At 58.3% G+C, this 12,591-nt stretch carries 11 protein-coding genes; 1 reads left to right on the top strand and 10 read right to left on the bottom strand.

The window, feature by feature from the left end; all coding sequences use genetic code 11:
* The 8 genes from B3520_RS10295 to B3520_RS10260 form a co-directional block, all read right to left on the bottom strand.
* On the bottom strand, nucleotides 1-912 hold a 912-nt coding region (locus B3520_RS10295), incomplete at its 3' end, for a hypothetical protein (protein WP_286875982.1).
* A gap of 14 nt (nucleotides 913-926) precedes the next feature.
* Nucleotides 927-1,436, bottom strand: a complete 510-nt coding sequence (locus B3520_RS10290) for a GNAT family N-acetyltransferase (RefSeq protein ID WP_286804442.1) — start codon at nucleotides 1,434-1,436, stop codon at nucleotides 927-929.
* Nucleotides 1,437-1,786: 350 nt separating this feature from the next.
* Nucleotides 1,787-1,972, bottom strand: a complete 186-nt coding sequence (locus tag B3520_RS10285; protein ID WP_286804443.1) for a hypothetical protein — start codon at nucleotides 1,970-1,972, stop codon at nucleotides 1,787-1,789.
* Nucleotides 1,973-2,112: 140 nt separating this feature from the next.
* Entirely contained in the window at nucleotides 2,113-2,433 is a 321-nt protein-coding gene (locus B3520_RS10280) for a hypothetical protein (protein ID WP_286804444.1), read from the bottom strand.
* A gap of 225 nt (nucleotides 2,434-2,658) precedes the next feature.
* The gene (locus tag B3520_RS10275) at nucleotides 2,659-2,961 is read right to left on the bottom strand and encodes a cupin domain-containing protein (protein ID WP_286804445.1); all 303 of its coding nucleotides are present in this window, start codon (nucleotides 2,959-2,961) and stop codon (nucleotides 2,659-2,661) included.
* A 109-nt stretch (nucleotides 2,962-3,070) separates the two neighbouring features.
* Complete coding sequence (locus B3520_RS10270; protein WP_286804446.1) at nucleotides 3,071-3,583, bottom strand: hypothetical protein; 513 nt, start codon at nucleotides 3,581-3,583, stop codon at nucleotides 3,071-3,073.
* Nucleotides 3,584-3,804: 221 nt separating this feature from the next.
* Nucleotides 3,805-5,520 carry a lysophospholipid acyltransferase family protein gene (locus tag B3520_RS10265; protein WP_286804447.1) on the bottom strand — a complete coding sequence of 572 codons (1,716 nt, stop codon included), beginning with the start codon at nucleotides 5,518-5,520 and terminating at the stop codon, nucleotides 3,805-3,807.
* A 77-nt stretch (nucleotides 5,521-5,597) separates the two neighbouring features.
* The gene (locus B3520_RS10260) at nucleotides 5,598-6,728 is read right to left on the bottom strand and encodes a hypothetical protein (protein ID WP_286804448.1); all 1,131 of its coding nucleotides are present in this window, start codon (nucleotides 6,726-6,728) and stop codon (nucleotides 5,598-5,600) included.
* Between the two features lie 200 nt (nucleotides 6,729-6,928).
* Between B3520_RS10260 and serB the strand changes: the two genes are divergently transcribed.
* Nucleotides 6,929-8,152 (top strand): phosphoserine phosphatase SerB, encoded by a 1,224-nt coding sequence (serB, locus tag B3520_RS10255; RefSeq protein ID WP_286804449.1) that lies wholly within the window; start codon nucleotides 6,929-6,931, stop codon nucleotides 8,150-8,152.
* 221 nt (nucleotides 8,153-8,373) lie between these two features.
* On the opposite strand, the gene B3520_RS10250 is transcribed toward serB, so the two are convergent.
* The gene (locus B3520_RS10250; protein ID WP_286804450.1) at nucleotides 8,374-10,470 is read right to left on the bottom strand and encodes an EAL domain-containing response regulator; all 2,097 of its coding nucleotides are present in this window, start codon (nucleotides 10,468-10,470) and stop codon (nucleotides 8,374-8,376) included.
* Nucleotides 10,471-10,697: 227 nt separating this feature from the next.
* Complete coding sequence (locus B3520_RS10245; RefSeq protein WP_286804451.1) at nucleotides 10,698-12,503, bottom strand: hypothetical protein; 1,806 nt, start codon at nucleotides 12,501-12,503, stop codon at nucleotides 10,698-10,700.
* Nucleotides 12,504-12,591: the final 88 nt, after the last annotated feature.

Here is a 12,591-nt window from a genome sequence, read left to right as displayed (position 1 = left end):
GAGCCATTGACGAGCCTTCTGAATTCGTAGCTGATTGAGGAAACCACTGAAGTTCTGAAAGCCGAGTTGGCGGTTGATCAGGCGGCGTAGCCGGTGCTCTTTATCGCCTAGTTGGGAGGCCATGGACGCTATATCTAACTCAGGCTGCATGTAGTCGCCTCGCTCAATAAAGTCGTCCAGGGCGCGCTTCAGGTTAAGGTACTCGTGAGGAAGCGCCGTTTGAGAGCGTGTGTCGAAGCCGCTATCTGGTTCCGAGAACACCGACCCCTTATTGGTACGAAGCAGGTACACGCTAAACCACGTAACACTGGCAAAGACCAGGGTGGCGTTTGCCAGGCTGAGTGTCGCCGACTGCAGCAGTCGACCCAGCCAAAGCTGGTCGATGGCCAACATTGCACCATACGCCGCCAAAGCACCGCTGAGCATCAGTCGCAGACGGCGGCGCTTGTCCACCAGGTCATCAGACAGTCCCGTCAGGGCCGTGTATATGATGTGCGCGAGTACCAGAATGGAAAGGCCATGGTTGATTTGGTGGTAGATGCCATCACCACCCCTGAACCCAAAAAAGTAAAGATGCCAGACGATCCACAGAGCGACAAACGGGCGGGCCCAAATGGGGGTATGACGAATGGAGAATCCCTCCTGGAAAAAATACATGGCGGCCAACCAGAGCGCATAGGCCCAGGCGTCGGTCAGGAGCAGCAGTATGTTGCGGGTCATGCCGTAGGCCGCGTCTGGTACTGGCGCTGTCAGCGACAAATAGGCAATGCCGCAGGCTATGGCAGCCAGTAGCAACAACATTCCTTCACGAATTGGTTTACGATTAAGCCCGACGCCAACCAGCAGAACCAACTGCCCGGTTGTCGCAGCCCTCAATGCGAGGTCGAGTAGCGCTAGTGTTGTTAATAGCATGTCAGCCTGATTTTCTAGAGAACTTTGGCATAATGCAACTCATGCAATGTAATCCCCGTAAGCCGGGATGAAGACCTTTCTTGGCCTGATTCGATGAAGCCAAGTTTCTTATACGTCTCCTGAGCTGGTGTGTTGCCCTTGATACACCAGAGCTCAATGCATTCGAACCCTGACCGGGATGAAAACGCGATTGCCCGTTCTACAAGGCTGGTTCCGATGCCTCTTCTCCAATGCTCGGGAAGAACATTCAAAGCCCACAACTCTATTGTTTCTGGGGCCGCCTCATAGCGAGGTCTTCCGACGATGGAAAACGCTACCACCCGTCCACACTCTTCTGCTACGGATAGGGTAAAGTCAGAATTCTGATCGGCAAGCCGCGCTCTAAGCTCAGACAGGTTGTTGGCGGCGTTCAGTGATTTGAGAAACTCCTTTGGCATAAACGGCTGATAGGCCGCTCTCCAAGCAGCGACCCTTATCCGGCCAATTGCTTCCGCGTCTTTTGGTTCGGCTTCTCGAAATATCATACTATTCTGTTCGGGCGTCTAAAGTATCGGTGCGGCTATCGACTCTTCTTTCTGTCCCTATAAGCTGAAATCATCGCACAAATTGTTGTCAAGGACGCAACGACGAAACCCACAGTAGGAATGAGAAAGGCTGCAAAGAAGAGCCCTAGTCCATCGGTCATCACGCTGTATATCGAAATTGAGACAAATATGAAGGTGACCAAAAGCTCAATTGAAAGCTGGTTGGCCAGGCCTCCGTATTCGCCATCTACTGTTTTCGCCCAGTAGTGTCTAACGTTGATCCTTGGTTTCTTCATAGATGCTGGTAGCGCCCAAAGCAGGGCTCCCGTATTGGGATGATATCCTTCCTGTTAGCGGGCTTGACGATTACCACGGCGAGTCCAAACTGCCCCAAGTGCAATACCGAACGCAGCACCAAAACCTATGGCCTGTGCAATGTTTCCCGTGGCGGCGCCAAATCCTGCTCCAATAGCTATTCCTGTGGCGATACCCATTCCCATTTTGTTTCTAAAGCACACTTTGAAAAACTTGTCCATTTTGTCTCTCCCTGTTGGGCGTGAGGTACTGTTTGGCGTCTCGGTAGAGGTGCGAGCGAACTGTTAGCGCCAAACACAACGGCGCTAGCTTACGAGGAGCTGGCTACCGTAGGCAAGGTAATTCTATAGCTGGTTAAAGCTCATGGCTGATAATCCGCGTCAGGCCATAACTCATTAATTTCCTCTGCTTGAAGGTCGGCATTAAATAGCTCCCAAACAATGCCGTTTACGTCTACATCCTGCGTGAACTCTCCTGCAGATGAGTCTTCCCAGCCCAGGTGCCGCAAAGAGCCTGGATCTGCATTAGCATCTTGACGCACAGACAGATTCAGAGTGGCGGTTCGCCACAAAGCGTACTCGCCAGGGACGACCAAGCTCGGCTCAGCATTCAGTCGTTGGCTGTAATCCGCAACGGTTTCAGCGATCTTGTCAGTTGATATGGCTATATGAAGTTTCTTCACAGTATTCCCTTAATTTTTAAAACTATTGTTAGACGGAAACTTTTCCGTCTTCCGAATCTGGTTGAATTTGTACCATGCCTGAAAAGCTCCGTCACGAAACGCTTAGAATGCATCGCTATAACGAGGCTGTGGGCCTGAATCACGTCCATGGATACTTTGAGTGTGAAAATGGTTCAGGTTCAGAGCGTCCTACCTCCGCTCGCGGTGGTGAATTAGTGTGCTCGGTTATGCATTTTTACCTCCGGCAACGATTAGCTCAGAACGTACATAGGAGCGAGCCCTGTGTTTTGTGCCAGAGGTTACCGTGTGTGATTGCCCTTCGTTTAGTTCAATTGTTCCTTCCTCGGTATCAATAAATACCTTCCCGGAAAGAACAAGGAAAAATTCATCTGAGTTCTCATGAGTGTGGAAGCTGGCTTCTACGTTTTCCATTACTCGGGCTGAAATCGGTGATCCGTTGACTTCACCGATACCGATAGATGCCCAACGTTCATTCACGCTCTTTAATTGAGACAGTATATTATTCATGGCTGACTGTATGCACAACGCCCGGCTTTGGGACGGACTTTTAGCCGCGAAGCGGCGGAAAGGCCGTTCCAGCCTCGAAGGGGCGACAACAGCCGTTTGTTAAAAGGCACTACCTGGCAACCCTGTAAAGAAAGTTAGCGATATATTTTGCCCGCAATATAATAGCCAGAGAAGCGGCGAACTCTAATGCAGTAGCAAGCATGTTAGCTTTGTCGCTGTCCATCGCGGCTGAGGTCCAGTCATACGCATCCGGGTTAGAAGACAATAAATACGAGTATGTAAGCCAATAAATTGCGTCTATTGCCGCGTAAAAGAATGCGTACAAGCCTACCGTTATTACCAAAGCGACCAATATGCTAAATGTCTTTTCAGGAACGACCGAGTCCTCAGATTCCGGCGGTACTACTTTTTTGGCTATCGTAGTGGGAAACATCCAAAGTGTTATGGCAACACCCAGAGGTATCACAGCCATGATAAGGAAAAAAGCTGCCGAGGCGGGCATGCCCGAGTAAGTGTCAGTGAACACTACAGAAAGAAATGTTGCCACTTGCCTCAAAGAGTAAATGAATACAATTATCGAAAGTAGCCGAAACCCTACTGCCAAATATTGATGTACTTTCATGACTTTCCTTGACTTTTATCAATATTATTAAACGGAAACTTTCCGTCTATCACATTTGGCTGCTTTTATAACATGCCTGGAAGGCTCCGTCACTCAACGCTTAGAACGCATCGCTATAACGAGGCTGGCCTAAAATAGGGGAAGTTTCCGTGTGTGGGAGGTTATACGGAAATGTCGCTAGGCCCACTGGGTTCCGAGGGCCTGAAGGGGGCTGTGCGGTATCAATCAGTTCCCAGGTACCGCTTTCGCTTGTTCGCTTTCATATTGCTCAGATCCGCGAGGAACAGGCCATCCAGGCACTCCCCAAAATCCGAATCGACGCTGAAGGCGAGCAGGTGGTAGCCGCCCTCTTCGAACAGGGCGGGGTAGTGCTTGAACAGCACTGGTAGGGGATGGCCGGCGGTTTTGAAGCTGGTGTTCAGATGCTCGTAGGCGGCGTCGCGGTCCATGGGGACGAACAGGCGGTTGAGGGCCATGCGGCTTTGCGGGTCGATCAGGTGCGGGTGGCGGGCGCTGGCGAGGGCGGCGGGCATGGCGTAGTAGCGCTGGTGGTAGGCCACCAAAGCTTCGCGCAGGGGTTTGGGGTAGTCGGCGCTCAGGCTGACCGGTCCGATCAAATAACGGATGTCCGGGTGGTGGCGCAGGTAGGCGCCCAGGCCCTGCCAGAGGTAGTCCAGGTTGGCTTTGCCCCAGTAGTCCGGGTTGACGAAGCTGCGGCCCAGTTCCAGCGCCTGTTCCAGGTAGGGCCTCAGTGCCGGCCTTAGATGGAACAGCTCGGCGGTGTAGAGTCCTTCCAGTCCGGCTTTCGCCATCAACTCGCTGGTGACGCCAATGCGATAGGCGCCGGCGATGGCCAGGCGGTTCGGGTCCCAAAGGACGAGGTGTTGATAGCTCTGGTCGTGGCGGTCCAGGTCGCGGCGTCGTCCTGTGCCTTCGCCCACTTTGCGAAAGGCAATTTCCCGCAGTCGGCCCAGTTCGCGCATGACCGTGGGGTGTTGATCCCACTGGCAGAGCACAATGGTCTGTCCGTCCCGAGTGTGGCCGAGTTTTTGAGCCCGGGCCAGCTCCTGTTGCAGTTGCAGGGGGTGCTCCGGGTGGGCGATGGTTTTCTCGGTGACGAACAGGGTTTTCTTGCCCCGGCCGAGTTTGTACAGGTGTTTTTTAAGGCGTTGAATCAGCGGCTTGTCCGCGAGGTTTTTGGCTTCCAGAGCGCGGGCGGGAATGGGTTCGCCCACCCGGAAGCGGATTTCTGCGGAGCGTTTGTTGAACATCTCATGGGCCAGCAGGGCGGTGGCCAGGGGTTTGAACACGGCGGAGGCGCTGTAAAACAGCCAGGAATTTTTTGCCTGAATATGGACCGGCAGCAGGGGCGCGCCGCTCTTGCGGGCGAAGTGCAGAAACCCGGAGCGCCAGGCGCCGTCGCGAATGCCGGTGGGGCGTGCGCGGGAAACTTCTCCGGCGGGAAAGATGATCACCGCCTGGTCCTGCTCCAGGGCCTGGCGAATACGCTTGTAACTCTGGCGGTAGGCGCCGCCGGTCATATTGTCCAGCGGCAGCAGCAACTCGAGCAGCGGTTCAAAGGCGCTGAGCAGGTCGTTGGCGACGATTTTGACATCGGGGCGCACCCGGCTGACCAGATGAATCAGAGCCAGTCCGTCCAGCGAGCCGATGGGGTGGTTGGCGATGATCACCACCCGCCCCTGGGCGGGGATATTGTTCTGCTCGCGCTGGGGCACGCTGTAGGTAAAGTTGAAGTAATCGAAGATCCGCTCGATGAAGTCCAGGCCCCGGGCGCCCCGGTGCTCCTCCAGAAACTGATTGATGGCGCGCTCGTGGACCAGTTTGCGCAGCAGGCCCAGAGTGGGTTTGCGCAACATGGGGGCGCTGCGGGCGAAGCGCGGGAATTTGTGGTTGAGGGATTCCTCGATATTGAGCATGAACGGCTGACCTCGGTGGACTCTTCCGCCGAGGCTAGGGCCGAACTGTGACGCTCCGGTGACGGAGCGATGAAGGATTAATGACCGTCCGGGTCGGCGCCGATTAGCCGCTGTAGCTGCGCCTGCTGCTTGTCGAGCAATTGCCGGTAGGGTGCCTTGACCCCGATCAGTACACCAGTGTCAGCGTCCAGCTCAAGGTGCTGATGCAACTCGTCGTCAATCAGTTCCGGCGCGATCTCGATGCCACTGGCGCCGGGCGTTGCCGCGCTCTGCTGATCCTGGAACGCGGCGGTCAGGTCGCGGTGGGGCAGCGGGTGAATGCGCGCGGCGAGTTTCAGTTTCGGGCCCGGGTTCAGATGGGATAGCTCCCCCAGCAACTGGGCGCTACACAGAGCGCGGAACGCGCAGTCGCTGTCGCTTTCGCCAAAGAAATCGATCAGCAGGGTATCGCCCGACAGGGCGACCTGCTTGCCGCTGTACAGCGACAAGATGTTGCGCAGTTGTTGCTCGAACTGGCTCAGTTGTTGAGCGAAGCTCTCCTCGTTCAATTGACGGCTGAGGGTCTCCATATTCAGCAGTCTTAGTCGCAGGCGCAATTGGGCCGGCGGCGGGGTATCGGCCTTGTCGCCATCGTCATCCGCCGATTCGTCCGACGAGACCTGCGGGCTCTGCTCATCGGGCGTTGACTGGCCCTGAACGATCACCGGTGGCCGGCGCAGCGCGGGCAGCCAGGGCAGGGCGGCGGCCGCCAGGACCAGCAGGCTCCACAGGAGCAGAAACTGCCGGTCGGCCCCGCTCAGGGCCGGTGGAATCATGGCCACCTGCAGGTGCCCGGCGATGTTGTCGGCCAGGGCGATGGTGGCGGTGTAGCGGCGGAACTGACCGGGCTCGGCCTCACTGGGCGGGAAGCCACTCTGTACCAGCAGCCGGTTTTCCACATCGTGGATGGTGGCCCCGATCACCTGCGGGTGGCGGGTCAGCTCCTGAAGGACCACCTGCAGGCTGATCATGTCCTGGCTCAGGGTGGCGTCCACGGCGCGTTGGGCGGTGCTGCGGGCCAGGGTCTGGCCGAAGCTGTCCAGTTGCTGACTCTGGGTGTGCAGGCTCGCCCGGGCGTGTAACCCGGCGGCCAACAGGCCGAGCAGCACAATCAGGGCGGTGCCGGCAATCGGTTGCCAGTGGGGCTTGAGTCGAGCGTAGAGGGCCATGCAGATCCTTGAGTGTGGGTACCCGTAGGGGCGCCCGTTTCAAAGTCGCCTATTTTACGGGCGTTGTTCCTGTGGATGCCAGCGCGTTGGCCCGGGGATTTGATAAAGACCACAGAAACATCAACGCATGGCATCTGTCCCCGGGGAACCGGTATAATTGCCGCCCGTTCCATTCCTTATTGCCAATCAAGTGAGTCCGCGTGAAAGACATCGTACTGATCAACGTTTTCGGGGATGACAAACCCGGGGTGACCTCCTCGCTCGCGGCCGAGCTGTCCGGCTTCGGCGCCAGCATCCTGGATATCGGCCAGGCGGTGATTCACGATGATCTGGCGCTCGGCATGCTGGTGGCGCTGGAGCCCGGCCGGGCCAGGGCCGAGACGTTGCAGAGCGCCATTCGCACCCGCGCCGACGATCTCGGGGTGCGGGTACGCTTTGAGAATATCGATCACCAGCGCTATCAGGAGTGGGTGGAGCAGCAGGGCAAGCCGCGGCATATCGTGACCCTGCTCTCCCGCCAGGTGATGGCCGAGCAGATTGCCGAGCTGACGGCGGTGACCGTGCGCCACGGGCTCAATATTGACCACATTAACCGCCTGTCCGGCCGTGTGCCGCTGGATGCGCTGGATACCCACAGCAGTGCCTGTGTGGAGTTTTCCGTGCGCGGCGCGCCGGCTGACACCCAGGCGCTGCGGGCGGATCTGATGGAGCTGTCCACCCGCCTGGAGGTGGATATTGCGTTTCAGAAGGACACCCCCTACCGGCGCAATCGCCGCCTGGTGTGTTTCGATATGGACTCCACCCTGATTGAGGCGGAGGTGATCGACGAGCTGGCCAAAGCCGCCGGCGTGGGTGATGAGGTGATTGCCATTACCGAAGCGGCCATGCGCGGGGAGCTGGATTTTCAGCAGAGTTTCGCCAAGCGTCTGAGCCTGCTCAAAGGGTTGGATGAGTCGGTGCTTGAGGGCATCGCTCGCAACCTGCGTCTGACCGAAGGGGCTGAGAAGTTGATCGCCACGTTGAAAAAACTGGGTTACAAAACCGCGATTCTCTCGGGAGGCTTCGAGTACTTTGGCCGCTTTCTGCAGCAGCGTTTGGGTGTGGATTACGTGTACGCCAACGAGCTGGAGATTGTCGATGGCAAGGTGACCGGACAGGTATCGGGCACGGTGGTGGATGGCGCGCGCAAGGCGCAGCTACTCAAGCAGTTGGCCGAGCGCGAGGGCATTACCCCGGAGCAGGTGATTGCGGTGGGCGATGGCGCCAATGATCTGCCCATGTTGAACGCCGCCGGGTTGGGCATCGCGTTTCGCGCCAAGCCGTTGGTGAAGGCCTCGGCGGAGCATGCGATTTCGACCTTGGGGTTGGATGCGATTTTGTATTTGTTGGGCTTTCGGGATCGGGAGCATGGGGATTTGTCGTAGGTTGGTGACGGCGGATGTTCGGACAACGGTAACGGCGGATGCGCCTTCGGCTTATCCGCCCTACGGCCGAGCGCAGCGGTATAGATCCGCGTAGGGGCCGAGCGCAGCGATTAGACGCCGCATCCGCCGTCCCCCAACCATGAGTGCACGACAATCCGAAAATCCGCGTAGGGGCCGAGCGCAGCGATTAGATGCCGCATCCGCCGTTACCGTTGCCGAACTCAACTCTCCATATTGAAATCGTAATCCATCGACTTGCTCGGCTCCTGCAGATAATACCCCTGAATGTAATGCACCCCGGCCTGCCACAGGGTCGCCAACACGCTGGCGTTTTCCACAAACGGCACCACCGTGGTCACGTCTTCCTCGTGCAACTTCTTGATCAGCTCTACCAGGGTATCCGGACTTTCATTGTTGTTCTGGATATCCTGGGTGAATGAACCGTCCACTTTCACAAAGCCCAGTGGCACGTGTTTGAAGACGTTGTAGGGGTTGAGTGAGCAGCCAAACCCACTGATGCTCAGACAACTGTTGAATTTCTCCAGGTGCTTGGCGAACGCCTTGGCGGCGGTCAGGTGATTGGTGATATCCACCTCACTGGCCTGGAAGACAATGGCATCGGTGGGCAGTTTGGCGGCCTTGAAGGCGACCCGCAGCCAGGGCGGCAGACTGTCGTCGCAAAGGGACTGGCCGCTCAGGTTGATGATCAGTTTGGTGTGGTTGCCCTTGTTGCGATGCTGGGACAGCATCTTGATCGACTCCAGAATCACCCAGCGATCGATCTTGTGAATCACGTTCATCTTCGCGGCGGCGTCGAGGAACTCCGTGGGGGACACCTCCTCATTGTCGGCGTTGAGCAGGCGCAGCAACACCTCGTAGTACTCGTCGTCCGAGCCCCGCAGGTTGATGATCGGCTGGAACAGGAGGCGAAACCGGTCGTTGTCCAGAGCGTGCTGCACCTCGGTCATCACATCCCGCTCTTTGCGTTCATCGGCGGTCATTTCCGGCTCGTACAGGCGCGCGGCGTTGCCCTGGTTTTCCGTGCGGACTTTTTCCATCGCACTGACCGCCTGCTCGATCACTGACTCGGCGCTGGAACTGGTGTCGTTGATCAGGGAGACGCCGATGCTGGCGGTCAACTGAATGGTTTTGCCATCCACATCAACGATGTGGTCTTCGATGGCCTTGCAGACTTTCTCCGCCCGCATGACCGCCGCGTCGGGTTTGATGTTGGGCGCGAGCATAATAAAGGCGTTGTCACCAAAACGGGCCAGCAGGTCATTCTCCTGGGCATGCTCGCGCAGCAGCGCGGCGATGTCACTCAGCGCCATGTCGGCACCGGCGACACCGAAGGCGGCGTGGACCTGCTCGGCGTAGTGGTCGATATCAATATAGATCAGGCTGGCTTCTGCCGGCTGCTTGCCCGCCTCGCTGGTGAGCATCTTTTCCAGGCGATCCACCAGGTACTGGCGGTTGTACAGGCCAGTGGCCAGGTCCTGCCACTTGATCTGGGCGATCTGCGCTTCCAGCTCCTCGCTGGTCTCGGCGACGCCGGCGCGGGCCAGAAACTGGATGCAGGGCTCTTCATCATAGGTAGCCCGGGAGACTTCCAGGCTGATATGGGTGGCCTCGCCGTTGTGCTTGACCCCTTCGAATTCAACCTTGGTGGTCTCGGCGTCATCGCCCTTGAGGGTGAAGTTTTTCAGGAATTGCTTGAGCTGTTTGTGATCCTTCTCGGCCACCATGTCCATGATCGGCAGGCAGTCGATATCATCGCGATCCTCATAGCCGAACAGTTCGGCGAAGGATTCGTTGGCGTAGAGGTACAGGCCGTCCTGGACGTAGGCGATGGCATCCCGGGAGCTATCGAGCAGGGCCTGGCTGCGGCGCTCGGCCTCGCGGAAACGGCGGTCGGCGATGCGCCGTTGCTGGCGCTGCTCCCGGTTGTCCATTTCGCGCTGGATGACCAGCAGCAGGTGTTGGTCTTCGTCCAGGCGCACCACATCGGCCGCGCCGAGCTTCATCCCCTCGACCACGGCCGCGCTGCTTTCATCGTCGGTTTGCAGTACGACGGCGACATCGCGGTTCAGGCGCCGGATCTGCCGAATGGCGGCCTCGGGAGTGACATTGGTGGTCTTGTCATGACCGATGAGCAGGTCCCAGGTCTGCTCTTGTAGCAGCTTTCCCAGGCGTTCCTCACTGTCGACGTGCTGGGCGCGACTGGAGCGACCGGCGTTGTGGAGCATGCTGGTCAACCGCTCGGCCTCTGAGCGGGAGTCGTTCAAAATCAGCAGGCGGATTGTCTCGTTGGGATCCATAAAAGGTTACTGCACTCTCTTGCAAGCCTGACCCGTGTCTGTGAGGCCGCTCGGTCGATGAATGCTTCCGTGCGTCGGACAGGGGTTGTCATCCCTTTAATCCTGTTCGTTTCGGCTATATTAACTGATTGACAAATACCCTCAATACTAATGTTGATACATCCGCCAACAACCGTTCATTGATGGCGATATTTGTGAATCAGCCTTCTGTTCTCGGGGTGACGACGCTATAAATCGTCGCTTTCACCCGCATCGCTCTGGCCGGGCATCAGCTCACGAAATTCGAATTGGCTTATGGCGCCGGTGGAAAAACGGCGCCGGGTGAGTTGTACGGTGGTCTGGGTTCTATGGTTGTCTTCCTGTTGACCACTGTTGCGCCGGTATAGGCGCACCTTACTGTATTCGTGAAAGGTCACGGCGTTGGTGATCAGGGTGGCCGGCTGGTTAATGGCCTTCAGGGGCGGAATTTCCAGAGCGCGCAGGAATTCCGAGAAACCGCCGGTCTTGTAGATCACCGCCGCGCCGAATGGCGTCGCCTGTGGGGCGAGTGTCTGAACGCCAATCAGGGTGGACTCCCGGGACTGCTGCACCCAGCGTACCACCCCGATGCTCCATTTAAGTCGGCCCACTTCCTGAAGGCCCAGCAGCTCACCGGCTTTCAACTGTGTGGGTACCTGTTCGCGCCATTCCAGGCAGTAACCGCCCAGACTGACGTCCACGATAGGTACCTGAAAGGTGGGGTGCTCGCCCCGGTAGTCCTGCTGCTGACGCTGACGAATATTGTTCTCAATGTTGAAGGTGGCCAGGTGGTCGCCGGCCAGTTTGCCGCCGCCGGCATCGAATGCGGAGCCCCAGGGGTCCGGCTCGGCGGTGGCGGCGGTAGGCAGGCGCCCACCAAACAGACCGTTTTCCTCTTGGTGTACATGGGTGGCCTGGTTCATGAACAGCTTGAAGGGTTGTCCTCCGGCCATCTGGAAGTGCACGTTGGACAGGCCGATGGTGACATTCATCTGCCCGCCGCTAGCGCGCCGTTCGAAGCTGCGCTGGGCGAGCAGGTGCCAGGAGTGGCTCAGGTGCTCGTTGAGGGGAAGCGTCAGCCCCAGGCTGTCCCGACCGCCACCGGGTCTGGCGCCTAGCGCCTTTCGGGCGTCCTCCAGTGCGGTCACGACCGGGCCAGTATCCAGCTCCCGGATGGCCCCGCCGGGGGCTTCGGGCAGACGGGACTTGTACAGGGGCGCACTGTCGCTGTCGAGCACGACGGCAAACAGGTTGTCTTCCTGCGCGGGGTCGTAGGCCACCATGTGCGCCAGTGGGGCGAGTTGCTCCAGGGCGTCATAGGTGTTGCTGACTTCGGTCTGTCGCAGCTGGTTGGGGCGGGCGCTGGCGAGCAACAGCAGGCGCTGATAGCAGCGCTCGATGGTGTTGGTCTGCTGGTGGCCGGGAAGAGGTTCGGCCACCACTTGGCGGTGGACCTGCCACTGCTCGGCCAGCTGGTACAGGGTATGAATTTCCAGCCACAGTCGGCTGGGAACCGGGGTGTACATCTGATAGCTGCGCAACAGCAACAAGCCCAGTCCGGTCATCGCTCGATGCAGCGCCAGCGCCCGCTGGTTCTGCAGCGTGTCGGTATCGCCCTTGGTCACCTGCCCGAGCTCGCGCACCGTCACCAGATAGGCGTTGCTCATGTGCTTTTGCAGGGCCTGGGCGACGGTGGCGGTTTTGCGGGCCGCTTCGGGCAGAATCAGGGGTTGATTGAGAAACTGCGGGGTCAGCCCCTGAATGGCCTGTTGAACCGCGGGGCGCAGGGCCTCGAGCATGTCCAGGCGTACCTGGGGGGTGGTTTTGAGGCGGCCGATTTCGGGCAGGGCCTTGTACAGCAGGCTGCTCACGAAGCTGATGCGGGTCATGGGCAAGGCGCGCACCCAGTCGGCGACTTTGGCGGCCTTGGGGGAACAAAACGACAGTGTGTCCAGGTCCTGGGGCGGGACTTTGAAACGGTTCAGCAGCTCGTTCGGCGGCATGTCGGCGGTCATTCACTATCCTGTCTGAGGCGGTCGCCGCGGCACTGGGGGGCGGCGGTCCGGCTTGAGTTGTCCTGACTATAGCAGATCGCTCCGTCGG

Source organism: Marinimicrobium sp. UBA4509 (assembly GCF_002388575.1).
In the GTDB taxonomy this organism is placed as follows: Bacteria; Pseudomonadota; Gammaproteobacteria; order Pseudomonadales; family Cellvibrionaceae; genus Marinimicrobium; species Marinimicrobium koreense.
The sequence above is the reverse complement of the archived record's forward strand: the minus strand, read 5'-3'. Positions and strand labels throughout refer to the sequence as shown.